Raw genomic sequence first — 19878 nt, 5'->3', positions numbered from 1 at the left:
ATAGAAGTCCGTCGATCGAAAGAATGGGTAACAGATGTCCAATGAGGCCATGTTTGATCACACGAGCTTGGGCGGGTCGGGGCTGTCCGTTGCGCCGTTGTGTTTGGGCGGGAACGTGTTCGGCTGGACCGCCGACCGGGAGCAGTCGTTCGCCGTACTCGATGCCTACACGGCTGCGGGCGGGAACTTCATCGACACCGCCGACGCGTACATGTACCAGTTTCCCGGAAGCCAGGCCGGTCAGTCCGAAAGCCTGATCGGCGAATGGCTCACCGCGCGCGGCAACCGCGCCGACATCGTAATCGCCACGAAGGTCGGCGACCATCCCGAGCGCAAAGGCCTCAAGCCCGCCAACATCAAAGCCGCCCTCGACGACTCGCTGCGCCGTCTGGGCACCGACCACATCGACCTCTACTACGTCCACTTCGACGACGAATCCGTACCCGTCGAAGACATCGTCACCACGCTCGACGACCTGGTACGCGCAGGAACGGTACGGGCACTCGGGGCCTCCAACGTCACCCCGGCACGTCTCGACGCCATGCTGCAGTTCGCCCAGCGTGAGGGCCTGGCGAGCTTCCAGGTACTCCAGCCCCAGTACAACCTCGTCTCCCGCGACACCTACGAAGGCGAACGCCGCGACATCGCCGAGCGCGAGGGGCTGGCGTGCGTTCCCTACTTCGCCCTCGCCTCCGGCTTCCTGACCGGGAAATACCGACCCGGCCGTACGGTGGACAGCGTCCGCGACCTACCCGGCCTGGCCGGCGGCTACGCCGACAGCGACCGCGGCACCACCGTCCTCGCCGCGCTGGAAAAGGTCGCCGCGGCGCACGACGCCCACATGGCCACCGTCGCCCTCGCCTGGCTGGCACAACAGCCGACCGTCATTGCACCGATCGCCTCCGCACGAGTCGTGGAGCAGGTGCCGGCCCTCGTCGCTCTGGCGGACCTGCGGCTGTCCGACGCCGAACTGCAGACCCTGAACACCGCCTCCGCCTGACAGCAGTCGTGCCAGTTCTCAGTGGTCCCAGCGCCACTGAGATTGAACCAGTCACCGCTAGTTGAAGCCGGCGGCGCCATGAGCCGAGGCGATCGTGCCGAGATCGCGGTCGTACTGGTCGTCGTGGCCGGAGCGGTGGTGTGGTTCGCACGCCGCAGCCGTAGGAGGGCGTAGTAGCGCACCGTGCTGGTGCGCGGTTCGGTCGCCGCGCACCAGCACGTTCACGTCACACTCCGGCAGGTGCGGGCGCGGCGGTGGTGAGGTTTCCGCTGCGGGCCAGGGCTGCCACTGCGGCTGCGCAGCCGGCACCGACCAGGGCCAGAACGGCCCAGGGAAGGGCGGCGAGTCCTGCGTTGCGGGCGGCGTCGAGAACGGCTCCGGTGGCGAGGTTTCCCATGGTGATGCCGATGCCGCAGACGGTGTTGTAGAGGCCGTAGTGGGTGGCTACCCAGCGTCCGCCGGACAGGGCGACGATGGTGTCCATCTCGAAGGGGTACAGCACGGCGGTCGCGGCGGCGAGCAGGGCGGCGCAGGCCAGCAGCGGCAGCATGACGACCGCGGTGTGCCATCCGGCAGCGGTGAGGTTCCGGCCGGAGGTGAGCATCGGGGGAAGGAAGGCCACGGCCATCAGTCCGAGCCCGGTCACCAGACAGTTCTGGGGTGTGAGGTTGCGTTTGCACCAGGCGGTGATGCGCATCTGCCCGGCGAGCGCGACCAGTCCCGAGACGACGAACAGGGCGCTTGTGGCCGCCGTACCTGGTGTGCCGTCGCCGACCAGGCGTTTGGTCTCCAGCGGCAGTGCCAGGTAGATCTGGAAGGAGAGGACGTACGAGCCGGTCATGGCGGCGGCGAACAGCCAGAACGGCCGGTTGCGCATGACGACGGCTGCCTGCTCGCGCAGCGTTGTTCCCTGCGCCTCGGCGCTGCCGGTCCGCGCCGGCAGCCTGCGCGTCTGCAGCAGGGTCAGGGCGGCGAACAGGACCGCTGCCACCAGGCAGGTGATCGGGAAGGCGACCGCCGTCAGTGCGAGCCCGATCAGTGGTCCCAACAGGATGCCGGCCTGGTAGAAGACGTTGAACAGGGCGAACGCCTCGACACGGCGCTCGCCCGACTCCGCGGCGAGGTAGGCGCGTACGGCCGGATTGAACAGCGCTCCGGCCAGCCCGGTGGCGGCCGAGGCGGCCAGGAGCGTCGGCAGCGTATCGGCGAACGCGAGTGCGGCGAAGCCGATCGTGCGCAGGGCGCATCCGGCGATGATCAGGGGCCGATAGCCGAGCCGGTCGGCAAGCGCTCCGCCGACGAGGAACATGCCCTGCTGGGAGAGGTTGCGCATGCCCAGGATGAGGCCGACCGCCCAGGCGGCCAGGGCCAGGGTGCCCGAGAGGTGGGCGGCCAGGTAGGGCATGAGCATGTAGAAGCCGAGGTTGATGGTGAGCTGGTTGATCAGCAGTAGCTGCACGGTGGGGTCGAAGGAGCGCATGTGGCGCCACGTCGTCTTCACTGCTGGGCTCCGGGGGTGATCGTGGTCGTGGGGTCGGTGACGGTGGCGCAGCGTGTCCACCGCGTCACCTCGCGCGTGCTGGAGGCGTTGATGGTGTCCGGTGCGGTGGGCGCCGGTGCGTCGAGGAGGTTGTGGGTGCGGCAGTAGTCGTCGTTGAAGACGGTGTCGAAGTAGCGGTGCGGCCCGTCGGGGAAGACTGCGGCGATGCGGGTGCCCTCGGGTTGGGTGCGGGCCAGCCAGCCAGCGACCAGGGCGACGGCGCCGACGCTCCAACCGCCGGTGGCGAACTGGCGGGCGGCCAGTCGGCGTGCTGACCAGACAGCTTCGGCCGGCGCGACCCAGTGGACTTCGCTGAATGCCGTGTAGTCGACGTTACGGGGGTAGATCGAGGAGCCGAGTCCGCGCATGAGCCGGGTGCGGGCGGGCTGGCCGAAGATGGTCGAGCCGATGGTGTCGACGCCCACCAGCCGTACGCCGGGGATACGTTGGCGCACTCCGCGGGTGATGCCTGCGGAGTGTCCGCCGGTGCCGACCGCGCACACCAGGATGTCGATGTGCTCCAGCTGGTCGGTGAGCTCGCCGGCAAGGCCCTCGTACGCGGCTACGTTGTCGGGGTTGTGGTACTGGTCCGGCGACCACGCGCCTGGCAGGGCGGCAAGGATTTCGGTGACCTTCTGGCGGCGTGCTTCTTGCCATCCGCCTTCGGGGTGAGGGTGGTCGACGATGTAGAGCGTGGCACCGTGGGCGGTAAGCATCCGCTCCATGATCGGTTCCATGCCGGGGTCGGTGACCAGGTGTACGGGGTGGCCGTGCAGGACCCCGGCGAGTGCCAGGCCGAGTCCAAGGGTGCCGGAGGTGGATTCCACGATCGGGGCGCCAGGGCGCAGATCACCGCGTTCGCGGGCCTTGGCGACCATGTGGAGCGCGGCGCGATCCTTGATGCCTCCCGGGTTGAACCCTTCCAGTTTGGCCCAGAAGCCGCCGGGCGCGGTCGCGAGGGGCTCGTCCACCCACAGCACGGGGGTGTTGCCGACAGCTTCCAGCACACTGCCCGGAGGTGTCTTCGGCTTTTTGGGCAGGGACAGTTCAGTCATGAGCGGGTTTCTTTCGTGCGTGGGGGCACGATGGCGGCGCTGCGGTCGTCCGTGACGAGGCGTACGGCATCGTCCCCGAGGCGAAGAGGGGTGCTGTCAGGCACTGGCGACGGCGGCGCTGCGCTGCCGTTCGCCTGTACCTGGCCTCTTCATCTGCGGGACACGCACAGCCGGTTCAGGACGTCTCGTGCCGGCACACCCGGGGGCCCGCGACGGCGTACCGCGGAGCACGTCGCGCTCGGGGCCGTCGCGGCGGAGGCATCGATCAACGCCGCGGGTAGTTCATGCGGGTGACGCTTTCCCTGCCCCTGCCCCTGCGTCGCGACGTGCTGCTCGCTGACGGGCACGCAGTGATCGCGATCCCCGCCCTGACAGCCGACAGTCGTTTCTGAGGTGAACTGCGCGCCGGGCTCGCGCTGTTGCGGTGTAGCAGGCGCCGCCACAAGGGCGGTCACTGCCTGTTGGTCGATTGTCATGCCGACCAGGCGGTGATGACCGCCGCTGTCGCATGCGCCGAGCAGCAGCGCGGCCAGCGCCGCCACCATCAAGGCGACGACGAAGCTGTCCCGCTCCTTGCTCACCCACCACGATCGACTCCGCACAGTGACAGTTACGCTACCTTGCGCACACGGCTGCGGTGTCCGTGAGCCCTCCGAACGAGTGAGGGAGAACCGGCCACACTATGTGTCCGGCGGATCAGTGCTCATGCAAGGCGGGCCGGTGGACAGGCCCATGGGCATCGTCGCAGTGCGTGTCCGTCTCGGTCTCTTCCCGGCCGCTGATGCGCAGAAGCCCCTGGAACTCGCTGCCGACGTGATCGACCTGCAACGTGGTGTGGGTGATGCCTGGGCCGGTCGCCAGCAGCTGTTCGAGGTCCCGGCGTACTGCGTGGCAATCCTCGGACGCTTCCACCAGCACATGGGCGGACAAAGCACTCTGTCCGGATGTGATCGTCCAGATGTGCAGATCGTGAACCTCGGCCACACCCTTCTGCGCAACGAGCAGATCACCGAGGACGTCCGGGTCGATGCCTGCCGGGGCGGCTTCCAGGAAGATCCGCCCCGAATCGCGCACCAGGCCGTAGCCGGCCTTGAGCATCAGCGCGACCACCAGCAACGAGGCGATGGCATCCGCACGGCCGAAACCGGTGAACAGCACCACGGCGCCGGCAATGGCAGTGGCGATGAATCCGAACAGGTCGGTCAGGATGTGCTGGTAGGCGCCTTCGACATTCAGAGAGGTCCGATTGGCTCGTGAAATCGCCCAGGTCGCGACCAGATTGACCGCCACTCCTACCAGCGCCGTGGCCAGGACGAGACCACCGGTCACGCTGGGTGGGGCGATCAGCCGGTGGATCGCCTCGTAGGCCAGCCATACCGACAACAGCAACAACGTCAATCCGTTGGCCTGGGCGGACAGAATTTCCACGCGCTTCAGGCCGAAGGTGTAGGAGCCCTTGGCGGGGCGGGCGGCGAGCCGCATCGCGACCAGCGCAAGCACGATCGAGGCGACATCGGTGAGCATGTGAGCCGCGTCGGAGATCAACGCCAGCGAATTGGCCAGTACCCCGATGACCACCTCGGCCGACATGAACACCGCGATCAGCACCAGCGCGAGCGTCAGCCATCGGCGGTCCGCGTCGGCGGACACCCCGTGAGCGTGGCCTCCGTGCCCGTCGTCGTGCTCCTGGTCGTGATCGTGCTTCTTGGCCATGACCGTGGTCCTCCCCGGGGTCCGAGACGGGCCCACGTCCGAAAGTGAAGCGCAGATCGGGCGAAGATCCAAAGGCTGCATTGAAGACCGTTGTCGTTCCCGCCAACGCACACCGGGCGCGGGATACCGACCCCCGTCTCGGGCAAAGGTCAGGGCCGTGACGCCGCATAGAACGGCATCGAGTCCAGACTCGTGATCTCGATGTTCTTGCCGGTCCGTGGAGCGTGGATCGCTTTGCCGTTTCCGACGTACAGGCCGTTGTGCTGGCTGCTGTTGTACCAGTAGATGATGTCGCCGGGCTGGAGATCAGCCCGCGACACCTTCCTGCCGACCGAGTACTGCTGCTGCACGGTACGCGGCAGTGAGACGCCCACGGACCGCCAGGAGGCACCCGTCAGGCCGGAGCAGTCAAAGGAGTTGGGACCGGTCGATCCCCACTCGTAGGGCTTGCCCAGCTGCGCGTACGCGAACTCCAATGCCGCCTTCGCCCTGCCGCTGGCCGGGCCGTTGTAGGTCGCCGCGCTGTCGCTGGTGCCGGAGGCAGCGTCCTCACGGGCCTCGGCCGCCCGTATCCGGGACCGTTCCTGGGTTGTCAGGCTGTTGAGAAGCTGACGGGCCCGACTGAGCTTGTCCCGCACTTCCTTCTTCTTGGCAGCAGCCTGGCTGCGCAGGATCTGCAACTCCTCCAGGCGATCGGTGACCGTCGCGCGTTCTTGGGCCAGTTCCCTCTGCATCTTCTGCATCGCACGCATGGATCCCGCCTGCCGGTCGCCGGTCCGGCCGAGTACCTCGGCCCGCTCCAGGTACGTCTCCGGATCGCCGGACAGGAAAAGCTGTACGGAAGGGTCGAGGCCGCCGCTTCGGTACTGGGCTGCCGCCAAGGGACCGATCTCCGCCCGGAGCTCGTTGATCTCCTCCTGCTTACGGGCCAGCTTGTCCCGCGCGCTGTCTGCCTTGCCCTGGAGCGTCTTCTGCTGCGCGCGCACGCTGTTGTACTCCTCCGTCGGGGCCTCGGCCTCTTCGTAGAGTTTCTCCACCTGCTTGCGTACTTCGTCAGCCGATGGTTTCGGTGCGGCCTGCCCCTGGGTCGACAGGAGACTCACCGCACCGGCGGCAAGGCCGACGGAGGCAATCCGCGTCCGGCTGATCGGCTTCGGCCGACGATGCGTTCCCATTTCGCGGTGACTCCTCAAGACAACTGGCCGACGCGGACCAGGACATGGCCGACAAGGGCGTCAACACGAGATCGCCCGTAACAACTTAGTAGCTTAGTAGTTGGTCTCGCAACAGCCGCACACCGGCGAGGGATCAGCTCCCATCAGAACGGGTTGGGCAGCCAGTCAGCCGATTCCTGTACAGGACAGCACCAGCGGTACCAGCGGGGCGGCTGCCGCCGCGGAGACAAGACCTGCCCGCAGGAGCGGATGTGGTGCCGCTTGCGGGCTCAGGATCCGACGCATACGGATCACAGCGGTCGGGCCGGAGGCGGCCAGCGACCCGACGGGCGTCCTTGCCGCCGCCAGTTCCACGACGGCGCTCGCCAGCACATGGCGCGGATACGTATGCAGGGCACGATCGTCCGCAGCCATCTCCAGGAGCAGCGCCGTCTGCTGGGATGCGTTGCGGGCCAGTGAGAGCCCCCGGAAGACGAGGCGGAAGGCGTCTGCGACCGCCAGCACCAGATGGTGACGTCCTGCGATGTGCGCCCTCTCGTGCTCCAGAACGGCGCCGAGCTGCGCCGGCCGCAGGCAGGCGAGTGCCGCGTCGGAGATGACGATCCGCGGCCGCCGGCCCGGCAGGCAGTACGCGGCGGGAACGGCATAGGGCAGGACAGTGACTCCGAGTTCCGGCACGCACCGTCCGACCAGGTCGAGCGCCCTGCGATGCCGCGCCCGCGCCCTGCTGGAGGCCGTCAACCGACCTCCAGCGCCGGCAAGGAGCGCGATCAGCACCACGGCCGGCCACGCAACGGCGAACCGGTCCGATCCGGCAGATATCGAATCACCGTGCACACCGCAGGTGCGCAGGAGGTCGACCATGACGATGTGCAGGTGCTGCGACGGCATCGCCAGGCCGTAGCCCGCCAGCATGACCGCGAGGGAGAAGGACAAGGTCATCGCCTGCCACACCACGGCTCCCAGCAGGGGGGCCCGCTGGGGCCACCGGCTTCTCTTCACGATCCCAGGACCGATGAACCCGATAGCCGTCGCGTAGGCGAACAGCACGAGTGTCGCGCTCACGCGTCAGCCTGCGTGCCCATACTGCTCAGCGCCTCACGCAGAGCGGCCACCTCGTCGGGAGACATAGCCTCAACGAATTGCAGCAGCGCAGCCGGACGGTCCTTGCTCACGCCCAGGCCGTCCTCCATCAGCGCCGCCGCATAGGCCTCACGACTGCGGACCGGCATGTACAGCCAGGCGCGTCCTTCTTTGGACCGCCGCAACCATCCCTTGCTGTGCAGGATGTTGGTAACGGTCATGACGGTCGTATACGCGATGGGGCGCAGCTTGTTGATGTCGTCACAAATCTCACGCACCGTCGCAAGCCGGTTCCACGCCCACAAGCGGTCCATGATCTCCGCTTCGAGATCCCCCAACCGCCGCATGATGGCCTGCTCCTTCCGCTGCCCATAACCCTGGCCATGATAGACGCGCTCTCCCACCACCCTTCCCGTCCCGAAGGCTCAAGCAGGGCTCAGGCGACGAAGACGCAGAAGGGGTGCCCTGCGGGGTCCGCGTAGACGCGGAAGGGCTCGTCGGGTCCCTGCTTGTTGTCGGAGAGCAGGCGTCCACCCAGGTCCAGCACACGCTGGTGCTGTGCCTTGAGGTCCTCGATCGACAACACGCTCAAATCGAGGTGCAGTTGCTGCGGCACCGGGCCTTCGGGCCACGTCGGTCGCGTCAGTTGGTCGACGTATTGGAAGGCCAGTTGCGGTGTGCCGTCCTCGGTGCGCAAGACCAGCCAGTCCTGTCCCCGTTCGTCGGGCGCTCCCGCCTCGGGTGGCTCGTCCCCGGGCCCGTAGGTCAGGCCGAGCAGCGAGCGGTAGAACTCCGCGAGTCCTCGGGGGTCGGTGCTGTCGAGCACCACCTGGCACAGTTTCAGCGAGCCTTTTTCGGCTACCAATGTGATCACCTCTGTCGCTAGTGTGCCCGGTGGGCCGAGGGGAAACAGAAACGCCACTATCGGGTGTACGGCAATTGCATGGACATGAAGCACCTGCTCGTGATCACACCTGGCATACGCGCATATCGCGAATACCTGTTGGCTCCTGATATGCCGAGTCATACGCACAGCGTCCTGGTGGAGGAGTACGCCCGGGCCCGAGATTGCAGGCACGTCGACGGTCGGGAGACCGGCCAGAAAGCGCTCGGGGTGTCGAGCATCCGAAGCGAGCTGAACCCGCGCCGTATGCCCGAACCCGGAGCACGGAGCCACAGAATTATGGGCTCAGGCCGATGTCCCCTTCTGCTGTGCGGCCTTGGCCGTGATGTCCACGGTGTCCTTGGCCGCCGGGGCGGTCACCTTCACGTCGGTGCCGAAGTCGCTGAATTTCACCGTGGTGACGACCTTCGTCGATGCGTTCGTCGCCGGGCTCGAACTCTGACTGCCCGAGGGCGTGGCGGTCACCGAGACCTTCTCCTGACGCATCCGGCCCTCGTCGTCCAGCCAGATGTCGAGCGGCAGCGAGTCGCCGAGCTGCTGCTTCAGTTTCTGCACGTCAGCGGCGCTCTGTCCCTTTGCCAACTGAGCGACGTCGACCGAGACCTTGTAGTGGGTGGTCTTCGCCCCGTCGATCGTCTCGTTCCCCGCTTTGGTGACGTCCTTGTCGTTGATGCCCTTGACATAGGAGAACGACTGGGCGGGGTCGCTGTACTGCGAACTCCCGCCGGACTGCCGCGCCAGCTTCTCCAGGTCGATCTTTATCCATGACTTGCCCTGCGGCAGTTGGCTGCGCTGCTGGGTCGGTGGCTGCTGGTAGATGACCCCGTTCAGGGTGCGCTGCTGGAGCTTCTGGTTCTCGGCGGTCAGGGTCAGATCGCTGCTGCCGTTCGACAGGTCGATGACGCCGGAGCCGTGTGCGGTCGCCTGCTGGTCCGCTCCCTGGACCTGGGTGTCGATGGTCATTTTGGCGGTCTTCGCATCGGCGGTCTTCTGATAGGCGGCACGCACCGCCTGAGTGCCTTGCTCGGAGGCTGCGGGCGAGGGCTTGGAGGCCGCTGTCGCACCGTCAGCCTTCTTCGCCGGCTTCCCGCCGTCATCCCCGCATCCGGCCAGAGCGCCCGTCAGCAGTAAGCCGCCCGCCAGCATCGTCGCCGTGTGTCGTCGTACCGCAACTCGCCTCATCGCGTCCCCTTTGAGCAATCATGCAATAGGCCGACATTGTCTGAGAAGCCGAGTGCCCTCGAAGATCCGCCTCACACCGTCGCCTCACGATCAGAGCGCATATGTCGCGTTCAACGAGATGGGGCAAGGCGCTGGTTCTGGCGGCCTCGGGGCCGACGACAGGCTCACCCCGCGAAGCATCCGAAATCTTCGTTGTCACGACTCCGGTAATGCTTCAGCGAATCTTCCTCTCCGCTTTCGAAGACCACACGCCCCGCGGCAAGTTGCTCAGGCCGAAAGGTAACGAAGCCAGATACCAGTTCGTCAGACGTCATATTGGTTTCGAGGGCATACGTGACCCCGGGGCGGAGCCGGGTAGTCATAGGGAGAAGCGTGGTGAAACCTTCTGGCGTTTCACCGATGGAGATGCGCTTCAAGAGGTTGTCCTGAGTGGCTTTAATGTGCCAAAGCAGCTCACCAGGGTCATCCGCGGTGCTCTCGTTCGCCCACTCGTAGAGACCTACCTCGGCGACTCCGTCGTGCTTGGCACGAGGGCAGTCCCGCCATCCGATCACCGGTTTGGAGACATCACCACCGACGAAGAGCGGGGTGTACTTGGCCCCGCAGCCACTCAGCAGCAGCACAAGTCCCAGAACCATCGCCGCTCTCCCCCAACTCATGCGGGGAGTTTACGCATTCGAGCGCCGACCGGGTCCTGGCCGACGTCTCAAGCGGACCGGGGTGGTGCGATCGGCAGAATCACCCACAAGCCCTCTGGTGCGTGTCAGCTGCTCGGTGCGTGACTGAGGTCGACGACGCGGAAGACATTGCCGTCCGGATCCGCGAGGACGACGAAGTCCGCCTGAGGCGGGTATTGGTACCAGTCGACCCTCTTCGCACCGAGCGCCACAAGCCGTTGGACTTCGGCTTCCTGCTCCGAAGTTGCGCACGTCGAGGTACAGGCGCGTCAGCAGCTTGCCGAGCAGCCTGTCCAGGGCCGCCGACCACAAGTGCTACGGGGTGAAAAGCACCTTCACCGCCCCGTCCTGCTTCTGCTGGAACATCTTGTACGCCTCCGGGGCCTGGCTCAGTGGCAACCTGTGCGTCGCGAAGTCATCCACGCCCAGGGGATCCGCGTCCGTGAGCAGGGGAAGGATGTCGTCCACCCACCGCCATACGTTGGCCTGGCCCATACGGAGCTGGATCTGCTTGTCGAACATGGTCAGCAGGGGCAGCGGGTCGGCCGCTCCCCCGTAGACGCCGGAGAGGGAGATGGTGCCCCCGCGGCGGACCAGGTCGATGGCCAGGTACAGGGCGGAGAGGCGGTCCACGCCGGCGCGCTGCATCAGCTTGGCGGCGAACGCATCGGGCAGCAGCGAGGTCAACTGCTGCATGCCCTTGGCGATCGGAGCGCCGTGCGCCTCCATCCCGACGGCGTCGATGACGGAGTCGGGTCCGCGCCCGCCGGTGAGGTCCCGTACAACATCGGTGATCTTGTCGCCGTGCTCGTTGAGGTCGAGCGTGTGGACACCGCGGGCCTGCGCCCGCCGAAGCCGCTCCGGTACCAGGTCGATGCCAATGACCTTCTCCGCGCCGCGGTGCAGGGCGATGCGGGTACTCATGTCTCCGATCGGCCCCAGACCCAGGACGGCGACCGTGCCGCCCGGCGGCACCGCCGCGTACTCCACCGCCTGCCAGGCGGTCGGCAGGACGTCGGACAGGTAGACGAAACGGTCGTCCGACGGGCCCGGAGGTACGGCGATGGGCAGCGTGTTCCCGAAGGGGACGCGCAGGTACTCGGCCTGACCGCCGGGGACCTGCCCGTAGAGCTTGGTGTATCCGAAGAGGGAGGCACCGGTCCCGTGCTCGTGGACCTGTGTCGTCTCGCACTGGGACTGCAGCCCCTGCTTACACATGAAACACGTGCCGCACGAGACGTTGAAGGGCACCACCACACGGTCGCCCACCCGCACCGCCGTGACCTCCGCGCCGACTTCCTGGACGATCCCCATGGGTTCGTGTCCCAGGATGTCGCCGGCGTCGAGGAACGGGCCGAAGACTTCGTACAGATGCAGATCGGAGCCGCACAGACCGGTGGTCGTCACCTTGATGATCACGTCTGTCGGGTCCTGGATGACGGGGTCCGGAACCTTCTCCACCCGTACATCGCCCTTGCCCTGCCAGGTCAGTGCCCTCATCGTGCCTCCGTCGTCAGGTGGTCTCGTGGTCGTTCGAACTCGGCTCGGTGCTTGCGGAGGTATTCCGCCCCGGCTTGAGGACTTTCGCGAGCGTCGGAATCAGATCGCCGCGGATCGACGCCGTGGACTGTGCTCGACCACATCGGCCAGTCGGCCGAGCATGCTGCGGTGACGCGCCTGGATCAGCGCGTCGACCGCGGCGTTGTGCAGGAACCCGCCCGGTCCGCGCAGCGGGTGTTCGTCGAGGATGACCAAGGTGTGCTCGCCCCAGGGCCGTATGTCGAGGGCGATCCGCGCGGTGCCGAGCCATCCGCTGTCGGCTTCCAGCTCCAGCACGCCGGGCGCTTCGCACCGCCGGACGGTCGTGTTGCCTGACAACGACCACCGGCCCAGCCGCACGGTGTACGCGATGGTGGAACCGACCTGGGGCCACACGCCCGTGTCCGGTCGAGTGTCGGACGTACCGACCACCCACTCGCCGTAGCGCGTGCCGTCGGCAAGCACCGCCCAGACATCCCCGGGCGGTCGTTCGATCAATCGGTGCCGCACAGCCATGGATCCTCCAGCCGACTGGGATTCACTCGTGGTCGTTCCTGGTGCCCAGCCCGTCGCGGCGCATCCCCTGCCACCCACACTCGCAGCAGTCGGGACGCTCGCCCCGCAACACACCCAGCCGGGTGCGCGGCCCGGCGAAAAGCCACCCGTACGCCCTCCCGCCCCGGATGCGCGGCCGCGAGGCGCCCACGACGAGGCCGGAGGGGGCCTGTGGCCGACACGGGAGCAGCACTTCGCGCTGGACGCGCGGTGCGTCACACGGCGGTTGTCGAGCGGGTGATCAGCGCCAGGACGCCAGGGAGACCGTCCTGGACGTAGGCACGTCGTTGCTGGTCCGCCGGGGTTCCCTGGTCGAGGAGCCGGTGGACGAGCGATTCGACCTCCCGCTGATCGCCGGCCGTGTCCAGCGCGGGGCCGGCGTGGTCCAGGAGATGGTGCACGACGTCGGCGGCATCCCGGCGTTTGCCTTCGGGATCGATGAGGGAGGCGCTCATCCCGTGGCGTGCCGCGTGCCAGGTCGCCGCGTGCTGCAATTCCGTCGGGTACTCGGGGATCGGCTGGTCCGCCTTCGTCTCCTCGATCGCGGTGGCGACCAAGGCGCGCACGATCCCGGCGAACATGACCGCGTCGTCCGCCCGCAGTTGGACGTCGGGACACCGCACCTCGACCGTGGGGTAGCGGTCCGAGAGCCGCGCGTGCCAGTAGACCTGTCCCCTGTCGCTGATGGCACCGGAGCTGACCAGCTTGGTGATGCGCCGCTCGTGCTCGTCCTCGTCGGTGAAATGAGGAGGCGGGCCGCTGACCGGCCAGCGGCCGAAGAGGACCGTGCGCCAGCTGGCGAAGCCGGTGTCCTCGCCGTCCCAGAACGGCGAGTTGGCCGACATCGCCACCAGCGTGGGAAGCCAGGGCCGCAACCGGTTGAGTACCTGTACCCCGGTTGCCCGGTCGGGCACCGCCGCGTGCACGTGCATGCCGTTGATCAGTTGCTCGGCCACCAGCCGGGGTGCCTGGGAGGCGATTCCGCGATACCGCGGTTCCGGTGTCACAGGCACCGGGTCGGCTTCCCTCAGCGGGGACGCTCCGCACGCCGCGAGCCGACAGCCCAGCTCCTCGGCCGCCGTGCCCACCGCGTGCCGCAGTCGCAGGAGGTGCCCGCCGACCTCTTCGAGCTCCATGCACACGGGTGTGGCGATCTCGACCTGGGCCTGCAGCAACTCCGCCTGCACCTCGTCGGCGTCGGCGGCCGTGCTCAGGCCCGCTGCTTTCCGTACCTGCTGCCCCAGCGGCACGGGCAGACAGGTCTCCGGATCGATCAGCAGATATTCTTCCTCGACACCTACGGTGATCATGCATGCCTCCGATGCCGTCGATGCCGTACAGGGATCCGGCGCTTGTCCTGTGACGGGTCCACGGTGGCCGCGGTCTCACCGCACTGGCGCCGTGCCCGTTCGTGTGCCGCCCTGTGTACCCGGCGAGATGGCACTCATGCGCGCGCCGGTCGTGCGTCTCGTAGCGAACTTCTGATCCCCACCCGCACACCCGGGCCACGTGCCGGGGCGGAATACCGCGGGATCGCAATTCCTGGTTTATCCGCCCGTTTCCGGGAACCCATGACTGTCCAGGACCGACGTCCAAGACCGAGGAGAGGCGCCATGGCGGAGAACGGGCAGGGCCGAGACGATCCGGTGGACAAGCATCCGCAGCCGGAGTTTCCCCAGCAGGATCAGCGGCACCCGGGGTGGAGCGGCCCCATGGATCCGCCGCCGGACCATGGCGAAGAGTCCTACAAGGGGCACGGGACGCTGAAGGATCTCAAGGCGGTGGTCACGGGCGGTGACTCGGGCATCGGCCGCGCCGTGGCTCTGGCGTACGCCCGGGAGGGCGCCGACGTCCTGATCACCCACCTGCCGGAGGAGGTCGACGAGGCCCGCGAGACCACCCGCCTGGTCGAGGAAGCCGGGCGCAAGGCGGTGGCGGTGGAGTGTGACATCCGTGAGGAGAGTGCCTGCCGGGCACTCATCGAACGGGCGGTCGGCGAGTTCGGCCGGATCGACATCCTCGTGAACAATGCCGCGTACCAGATGTCCCAGCCCGACGGCATCGGCGCCATCTCCACCGAACAGTTCGACCGCGTCATGCGCACCAACCTGTACGGGATGTTCTGGCTCTCGAAGATGGCGCTGCCTCACATCCCGCGAGGTGGCTGCATCATCAACTCGTCGTCGGTTCAGGCGTACAAGCCCAGCCCGCATCTGTTGGACTACGCGATGACCAAGGGCGCCATCGTCACCTTCACCCAGGGGCTGGCACAGATGGTCGCCGAGGACGGAATCCGGGTCAACGCGGTGGCCCCCGGCCCGGTCTGGACCCCTCTCATCCCCGCGACCATGCCGGACACCACCTCCTTCGGCAAGCAGGCGCCGCTGGGCCGCCCGGCCCAGCCGGCGGAAATGGCACCGGCCTATGTCTTCCTCGCGTCGCCCCAGGCCGGCTACATCACAGCGGAGATCCTGAACGCGACTGGCGGAACGCCCCTTCCCTAGCGCGTGCCTGAAGATTCCCGCGAAATTCCTACCAAGCACCAACGAGAATGGATGACGAACCACCATGGCCGCTTCAGCACCGAAGTACACCGTTCCAGGAATGTCGATCAAGGAGGGCGGCGACGTCATCCAACTGCTTCACCTGCGTTTGCACGCCCTGAACGACCTGGCCCTCACGCTCAAGCACATCCACTGGAACGTGGTCGGTCCGCACTTCATCGCGGTACACGAAATGCTCGACCCGCAGGTCGAAGCAGTCCGCGCCATGGTCGACGAGACGGCGGAGCGCATCTCCACCCTGGGCGGATCACCCCACGGGACCCCGGGTGCCCTCGTGAAGGAGCGGACCTGGGACGACTACGCGGTGGGCCGGGCCGGCGCCATCGAGCACCTCGGAGCGCTCGACCTCGTGTACACCGGCGTCATCGCAGAGCACCGCAGTACGGCGGAGGCCACCGACGAACCTGACCCGGTGACGCAAGACATGCTCATCGGTCAGCTGCGACAGCTCGAACTGTTCCAGTGGTTCGTGCGCGCCCACCTGGAGACCGCCGGCGGCGCACTCAGCACCGCCGGTGCATCCACTGAGCGCAAGGCAGCGACTCAGGCGGGAAAGAAGGCCAGCCGAAAGCGCTGACCAACCGTGGTCCTCGCGATCACGCAGGACGGCCGGTGCCGCTGCCGGTGCCGGCCATCCTGAACGGCGGGGAGAGACCTCTGGTGACGGGACGTCGTTCGCCGGGTAAGTGATGCCGAACACACCCGGGTGTAGCCCGGGTTGCATCGGGTAAGCGCCGGAACACCACATCACGCAATGACGCGCGAAGCGACCACGACCGAGCAGCAGCGAGCGACGGGCTGGTTCACCGCCCCGCCGCCGCACGCCGGTCTTAGTGAACGTGAGGAACGTGCCGTGCTGACTCCCCACCCTCAGGACCTCCGAGTGGCCCTGGCCCGCTACGCCGATGCCCGCATCGAAGACGACCGTCACCCCACCGAGGCCACCGCCCGGGCGGTGGACGACGCCACGTACACCCTGTGCGTCATGACGGGCACCAGGAACATCCCGCAAGCTCTGAGCACCGCCGACGCCCTGCTCAGTCGGCACACCACCGTCTTCCCTTCCCGCACCGATACGGCGCCCTCCCAGAGCAGTGATCTGCAGGCCGCCTGAGGGGAGCGCCTGACGGGAGCAGGGCCTCGGGCCTTGTCCCGAGAGTTCTGTTCGCGCTGGTCATGGCTGAGGGACCGTCGTACTGCGACGGTCCCTCAGCCATGACCGCCGCAGCTCGTCGGTCCGGGGCAGGCGCGACGGGGGGCGGGTGGTGGACGCAGCGGAGGACAACATCGCCGACGGTCACCGCGCGGTACGCATGACGGGACGGCAGGGTGGAACTCGGGAAGGTATTACCCCGAGGAGAGAGGTGCCACATGGCCCCCACCACCCGTGACCCGCGTGCTTCCCACCGTCTGACCGGGCTGTCGGCCGTCGTCACCGGCGGCTCGCGCGGCCTGGGCCTGCTGCTCGCCCGGCAGCTCGCCGGGCGAGGGTGCACCGTGACCCTCACCGCCCGCGACGCCGACGAACTCGAACGCGCCGCCGTCCGGCTCCGGGAGGAGACCGGCGCCACCATCCATGTGGCCGTCTGCGACGTCCGGGAACGCTCCACCGTCCGCGAACTCATGCGTGCCACCCACGCCCGCGACGGCCTCGACATCGTGATCGCCAACGCGGGGGTCATTCAGGTCGCCCCGGTCGAGGCGATCGCGGCCGAGGAGTTCGAGGCCGCCATGGGCACGATGTTCGAGGGCACGCTGCACACGGCCCTGGAAGCGCTGCCCTACCTGCGCGAAAGCCATGGCAGGCTCGCCCTCATCGGCTCGGTGGGTGGTCTCCTCGGGGTACCTCACCTGCTGCCGTACTCCTGCGCGAAAGCCGCTGTCGGCGCCCTGGCGGAGGGCCTGCATGCCGAGACGGCGGCCGCAGGGGTGAGCGTGACGGTGGTTCACCCGGGGCTCATGCGGACCGGTTCGCACCGGCAGGCCGAGTTCGGCGGCGACACCGCGGCGGAGTTCGGCTGGTTCAGTGCCTTGTCCGGAACACCGCTGCTGTCCATGGACGCCGATCGCGCGGCCCGCAAGATCGTGGACTCGGTCGCCCGGCGCCGCGCCCGTCTCGTCCTCACCCCCGCCGCCAAGGCCGCCCAACTCGCCCACGGTGTCGCACCCGGCCTCACCACCCGCCTCACCGGGCTCACCGCGCGGCTGCTGCCTTCCGCCGACGGGCAAGGACCGCTACGTCAGGGCCACGAAGCCGGCCTTCCGCGAGGCCCGATGGCCCGGCGACTGCGTGCCTGGGGCAGCGCCCTCAACGACCGGGCCGTCCACCACGCCAACCAGCGACGGCCTGGGCCCCGTACCAGCTCCTGAGGAACTCAGCCGCACCGGCGGTCGGCTGTACCGCGTCCCGCTCGGATCCCTGAACATGCGCGCCAGAACGCAAGGCTAAATAGTTTCCATGCAGCATGTGTTGGTGGTTCAATGCCGGGAACCCGCGGTTCGACTCTGTCTGCCGCCGAAGGGAGCCATCCATGCCGACCCCGGTCGCCGCCACCGCGACGAACACTCCGTCCACCGGCGAAAGGCCCACGGAGCGAATGGCAGGGCTGCCGAGGATCACGGACACCGGCGCGGTCTCCCCCGCCGACGCACGGACCTTGTCGAAGCTGTTCTTCGAGCGGCTGCGGGTTCTGGAAGAGGGCACCCCTGAATACGCCTACGCCCGCAACACGCTCATCGAGATGAACATGTCCCTGGTCCACTTCGCGGCACGGCGGTTCAACCGCCCCTGGGAGCAGGAAGACGTCATCCAGTCCGGGATGATCGGGCTGATCAAGGCGATCGACCGGTTCGACCTGAGCCGCGAGACCGAATTCACGAGCTTCGCGATCCCCTACATCGTGGGCGAGATCAAGCGCTTCTTCCGCGACACCACCTGGAGCGTGCACGTCCCGCGCCGGCTCCAGGAACTACGCATCGAACTGGCGCAAGCGCGCGACGTCCTGGAGAGCCGGCTGGGGCGCGAACCCACGGTGACGGAACTCGCAGCTCGCCTGGGCAGGCCCGAGGACGAGATCATCGAGGGCCTCGTCGCCGCCAACGGCTACAGCTCCGACTCCCTGGACCTGCCGTCCGACAAGAACGACACGCACCGTGCGGGCACCCTCGCCGACCTCGTCGGCGAGAGGGACCAGGACATGGAACTCGTGGAGAACCTCATCTCACTCGCCCCCATGATGACCGGTCTGGACGAGCGCCAGAAGCAGATCCTGAGCATGCGCTTCGGCCAGGACATGACCCAGGCCCAGATCGGCCAACAGCTCGGCTACTCCCAGATGCACATCTCACGCATCCTCAACGACACCCTCGCCAAGCTCCGCAAAGGGCTGCTCGTCGAGCAGTGACAACCGTCCGTCGCCCAGCTTCGGCGCCTGGAAGCCGCCGATCCTCTGCTCAAGCAATTCGGCCAGCCGCAGCGGGGTGCGGTCCTCGAACATCGGGCCGATGAGCTGTACTCCCACCGGCAGACCCTCGGGCGACCGTCCCGTTGGTACGGCGGTGGCCGGCAGTCCGGGCATCGTGGCCAGACCGGCCCAGACGAGCTGGTCGAAGTACGGATACTCGACGCCGTCGACGTCGATCCGACGTCTCATCAGATCGGGGTCGTGGTCGTGCGGGAACGCGGGAGTGGGCGTGATGGGACACACCACGGCGTCGAACTCGGCGAAGAACTGCCGCCAGCCGTGGCGGTGGAGCTCGCGAAGGCTGTTCGTCTCGATCCAGTCGCGATGGCTGAACACCATGCCGCGCAGCCGCGTCGCGTCGAGGCTCTGGTCCTCTGGGTTCAGTTCGGCGGCGCGGGCCTGCAACTGCTCGTACGCTTCGACGGGGAAACGTGCGACGGAGCCCGAGAACAGGAACTTCGTGTAGAGCAGCGCGGCTTCGGTCAGATCGGGCAGCAGCGGACTGTGTCGCTCGACGCGGGCACCGCCGTCGGCAAGCGCGTCTGCCACCCGGCCCACGCCCGCCCGCACGGCGGATCCGGTCGGCATGAGCGGATGCTCGTCGAGGACCAGGACCCGGAAGTCGCGGAGCCGTTCGTGGCGCGCGGGCGGCAGCGTCAGGTGGTACGACACACCGAGTGTCAGAGGGTCCGGTCCGGCCATGACGTCGAGCAGGAGCGTGAGGTCGCGAGCGGTGCGCGCCATCGGGCCGACGACGGCGAGGTCGTGCTCGACGGGCAGGGCAGGCCCCGGCGGCGGGATCATGCCGCGGCTCGCCGCCAGCCCGAGTGTCGGCTTGTGCGCGTAAATGCCGCAGAAGTGCGCCGGGGTACGCAACGAACCAGCGAGGTCGGAGCCGATGGACAGCGCGCCGAATCCGGACGCCAGGGCCGCCGCGGAGCCGCCCGATGAGCCGCCGGACGTACGACGGTGGTCCCACGGGTTGTTGGTGGTGCCGTAGATCTCGTTGAAGGTCTGCACGTCCTGGAGCCCCACGGGCACATTGGTCTTGCCGAGCACCACAGCGCCCGCGGTCTTGAGCCGCGACACCTGCACCGCGTCCTCGGCCGGCACGAAGTTCCGGTGTTGTGGCATACCCCAGGTCGTGGGCAGCCCCGCGATGTCGTACGACTCCTTGACCGTCACCGGGATGCCCAGCAGGGGCCGGTCCTCACCGCGGGCACGCGCCCGGTCGGCATCGCGCGCGGCGGCCCGTGCGCGGTCGAAGTCCGGCACACAGATCGAGTTGAGCGCATCGTCGTCCCGTTCGATACGGGCGATCGTTTCGTCGGTCAGTTCCGCCGAGGTCACATCACCGGCACGCAAGGCGGCCGCGAGTTGGTCGGCTGTCGCAAAGTTCCACTCCATGAATCCGACCGTAGGGGCCT

Annotated in this window: 20 protein-coding genes and 1 pseudogene; 6 read left to right on the top strand and 15 right to left on the bottom strand. The window is 67.7% G+C overall.

What is annotated here, in order from left to right; all coding sequences use genetic code 11:
* Nucleotides 1-49 precede the first annotated feature (49 nt).
* Nucleotides 50-1000: an aldo/keto reductase gene (locus OHS57_RS36380; protein WP_328584763.1), complete on the top strand. Its 951-nt coding sequence runs from the start codon at nt 50-52 to the stop codon at nt 998-1000.
* Between the two features lie 226 nt (nt 1001-1226).
* Here the strand turns inward: OHS57_RS36380 and OHS57_RS36375 are convergent, their stop codons facing one another.
* The 14 genes and pseudogenes from OHS57_RS36375 to OHS57_RS36310 form a co-directional block, all read right to left on the bottom strand.
* Entirely contained in the window at nt 1227-2501 is a 1275-nt protein-coding gene (locus OHS57_RS36375; RefSeq protein WP_328584762.1) for an MFS transporter, read from the bottom strand.
* Nucleotides 2498-3595, bottom strand: coding sequence for a PLP-dependent cysteine synthase family protein (locus tag OHS57_RS36370; RefSeq protein ID WP_328584761.1), 1098 nt, complete (start codon nt 3593-3595; stop codon nt 2498-2500). The genes OHS57_RS36375 and OHS57_RS36370 overlap by 4 nt, the downstream gene beginning before the upstream one ends.
* A 149-nt stretch (nt 3596-3744) precedes the next feature.
* Complete coding sequence (locus tag OHS57_RS36365) at nt 3745-4176, bottom strand: hypothetical protein (protein ID WP_328584760.1); 432 nt, start codon at nt 4174-4176, stop codon at nt 3745-3747.
* Between the two features lie 115 nt (nt 4177-4291).
* Nucleotides 4292-5308: a cation diffusion facilitator family transporter gene (locus OHS57_RS36360; protein WP_328584759.1), complete on the bottom strand. Its 1017-nt coding sequence runs from the start codon at nt 5306-5308 to the stop codon at nt 4292-4294.
* Between the two features lie 149 nt (nt 5309-5457).
* Nucleotides 5458-6483 (bottom strand): C40 family peptidase, encoded by a 1026-nt coding sequence (locus OHS57_RS36355; protein WP_328584758.1) that lies wholly within the window; start codon nt 6481-6483, stop codon nt 5458-5460.
* 165 nt (nt 6484-6648) lie between these two features.
* Nucleotides 6649-7548, bottom strand: a complete 900-nt coding sequence (locus tag OHS57_RS36350) for a M56 family metallopeptidase (protein WP_328584757.1) — start codon at nt 7546-7548, stop codon at nt 6649-6651.
* The gene (locus tag OHS57_RS36345) at nt 7545-7913 is read right to left on the bottom strand and encodes a BlaI/MecI/CopY family transcriptional regulator (RefSeq protein ID WP_042001543.1); all 369 of its coding nucleotides are present in this window, start codon (nt 7911-7913) and stop codon (nt 7545-7547) included. Before OHS57_RS36345 ends, OHS57_RS36350 begins: the two co-directional genes overlap by 4 nt.
* A gap of 89 nt (nt 7914-8002) precedes the next feature.
* Complete coding sequence (locus OHS57_RS36340; RefSeq protein ID WP_328584756.1) at nt 8003-8440, bottom strand: VOC family protein; 438 nt, start codon at nt 8438-8440, stop codon at nt 8003-8005.
* 315 nt (nt 8441-8755) lie between these two features.
* On the bottom strand, nt 8756-9652 hold the full coding sequence (locus OHS57_RS36335; protein ID WP_328584755.1) for a hypothetical protein: 897 nt from the start codon (nt 9650-9652) through the stop codon (nt 8756-8758).
* Nucleotides 9653-9816: 164 nt separating this feature from the next.
* A complete protein-coding gene (locus OHS57_RS36330) occupies nt 9817-10290 on the bottom strand; it encodes a hypothetical protein (protein WP_328584754.1) in 474 nt (157 codons plus the stop codon).
* Between the two features lie 125 nt (nt 10291-10415).
* A pseudogene (locus OHS57_RS36325) lies at nt 10416-10583 on the bottom strand (VOC family protein); the annotation flags it as partial.
* Nucleotides 10584-10644: 61 nt separating this feature from the next.
* The gene (locus tag OHS57_RS36320) at nt 10645-11829 is read right to left on the bottom strand and encodes a zinc-dependent alcohol dehydrogenase (protein ID WP_328584753.1); all 1185 of its coding nucleotides are present in this window, start codon (nt 11827-11829) and stop codon (nt 10645-10647) included.
* 99 nt (nt 11830-11928) lie between these two features.
* On the bottom strand, nt 11929-12384 hold the full coding sequence (locus tag OHS57_RS36315; protein WP_328584752.1) for an SRPBCC family protein: 456 nt from the start codon (nt 12382-12384) through the stop codon (nt 11929-11931).
* A 254-nt stretch (nt 12385-12638) separates the two neighbouring features.
* Nucleotides 12639-13733 (bottom strand): carboxylate-amine ligase, encoded by a 1095-nt coding sequence (locus OHS57_RS36310; RefSeq protein WP_328584751.1) that lies wholly within the window; start codon nt 13731-13733, stop codon nt 12639-12641.
* Between the two features lie 303 nt (nt 13734-14036).
* Between OHS57_RS36310 and OHS57_RS36305 the strand changes: the two genes are divergently transcribed.
* The 5 genes from OHS57_RS36305 to OHS57_RS36285 all read left to right on the top strand — a co-directional run bounded on the left by OHS57_RS36305 (nt 14037) and on the right by OHS57_RS36285 (nt 18391).
* Complete coding sequence (locus OHS57_RS36305; protein ID WP_328584750.1) at nt 14037-14927, top strand: SDR family oxidoreductase; 891 nt, start codon at nt 14037-14039, stop codon at nt 14925-14927.
* Nucleotides 14928-15027: 100 nt separating this feature from the next.
* Nucleotides 15028-15564, top strand: coding sequence for a Dps family protein (locus OHS57_RS36300; RefSeq protein ID WP_443043029.1), 537 nt, complete (start codon nt 15028-15030; stop codon nt 15562-15564).
* Between the two features lie 177 nt (nt 15565-15741).
* A complete protein-coding gene (locus OHS57_RS36295; protein ID WP_443043028.1) occupies nt 15742-16101 on the top strand; it encodes a DUF5133 domain-containing protein in 360 nt (119 codons plus the stop codon).
* 257 nt (nt 16102-16358) lie between these two features.
* Nucleotides 16359-17357 carry an SDR family NAD(P)-dependent oxidoreductase gene (locus OHS57_RS36290; RefSeq protein ID WP_328584748.1) on the top strand — a complete coding sequence of 333 codons (999 nt, stop codon included), beginning with the start codon at nt 16359-16361 and terminating at the stop codon, nt 17355-17357.
* 161 nt (nt 17358-17518) lie between these two features.
* Nucleotides 17519-18391: a SigB/SigF/SigG family RNA polymerase sigma factor gene (locus OHS57_RS36285; RefSeq protein WP_443043027.1), complete on the top strand. Its 873-nt coding sequence runs from the start codon at nt 17519-17521 to the stop codon at nt 18389-18391.
* On the opposite strand, the gene OHS57_RS36280 is transcribed toward OHS57_RS36285, so the two are convergent.
* A complete protein-coding gene (locus OHS57_RS36280) occupies nt 18332-19858 on the bottom strand; it encodes an amidase (RefSeq protein WP_328584747.1) in 1527 nt (508 codons plus the stop codon). The genes OHS57_RS36285 and OHS57_RS36280 overlap by 60 nt on opposite strands.
* Nucleotides 19859-19878: the final 20 nt, after the last annotated feature.

Origin of the sequence: Streptomyces sp. NBC_00370 (assembly GCF_036084755.1) — a bacterium.
Lineage (GTDB): Bacteria > Actinomycetota > Actinomycetes > Streptomycetales > Streptomycetaceae > Streptomyces.
Note: the sequence above shows the minus strand (reverse complement) of the source record. Positions and strands in the feature narration are given on the sequence as shown.

Coding starts and splice junctions, on each gene's coding strand:
- OHS57_RS36330 (WP_328584754.1), bottom strand. CDS start 10,290: ATGGTTCTGGGACTTGTGCTGCTGCTGAGTGGCTGCGGGGCCAAGTAC.
- OHS57_RS36355 (WP_328584758.1), bottom strand. CDS start 6,483: ATGGGAACGCATCGTCGGCCGAAGCCGATCAGCCGGACGCGGATTGCC.
- OHS57_RS36370 (WP_328584761.1), bottom strand. CDS start 3,595: ATGACTGAACTGTCCCTGCCCAAAAAGCCGAAGACACCTCCGGGCAGT.
- OHS57_RS36310 (WP_328584751.1), bottom strand. CDS start 13,733: ATGATCACCGTAGGTGTCGAGGAAGAATATCTGCTGATCGATCCGGAG.
- OHS57_RS36280 (WP_328584747.1), bottom strand. CDS start 19,858: ATGGAGTGGAACTTTGCGACAGCCGACCAACTCGCGGCCGCCTTGCGT.
- OHS57_RS36345 (WP_042001543.1), bottom strand. CDS start 7,913: ATGCGGCGGTTGGGGGATCTCGAAGCGGAGATCATGGACCGCTTGTGG.
- OHS57_RS36300 (WP_443043029.1), top strand. CDS start 15,028: ATGTCGATCAAGGAGGGCGGCGACGTCATCCAACTGCTTCACCTGCGT.
- OHS57_RS36320 (WP_328584753.1), bottom strand. CDS start 11,829: ATGAGGGCACTGACCTGGCAGGGCAAGGGCGATGTACGGGTGGAGAAG.
- OHS57_RS36380 (WP_328584763.1), top strand. CDS start 50: ATGTTTGATCACACGAGCTTGGGCGGGTCGGGGCTGTCCGTTGCGCCG.
- OHS57_RS36290 (WP_328584748.1), top strand. CDS start 16,359: ATGGCCCCCACCACCCGTGACCCGCGTGCTTCCCACCGTCTGACCGGG.
- OHS57_RS36285 (WP_443043027.1), top strand. CDS start 17,519: ATGCCGACCCCGGTCGCCGCCACCGCGACGAACACTCCGTCCACCGGC.
- OHS57_RS36360 (WP_328584759.1), bottom strand. CDS start 5,308: ATGGCCAAGAAGCACGATCACGACCAGGAGCACGACGACGGGCACGGA.
- OHS57_RS36305 (WP_328584750.1), top strand. CDS start 14,037: ATGGCGGAGAACGGGCAGGGCCGAGACGATCCGGTGGACAAGCATCCG.
- OHS57_RS36315 (WP_328584752.1), bottom strand. CDS start 12,384: ATGGCTGTGCGGCACCGATTGATCGAACGACCGCCCGGGGATGTCTGG.
- OHS57_RS36335 (WP_328584755.1), bottom strand. CDS start 9,652: ATGAGGCGAGTTGCGGTACGACGACACACGGCGACGATGCTGGCGGGC.
- OHS57_RS36295 (WP_443043028.1), top strand. CDS start 15,742: ATGACGCGCGAAGCGACCACGACCGAGCAGCAGCGAGCGACGGGCTGG.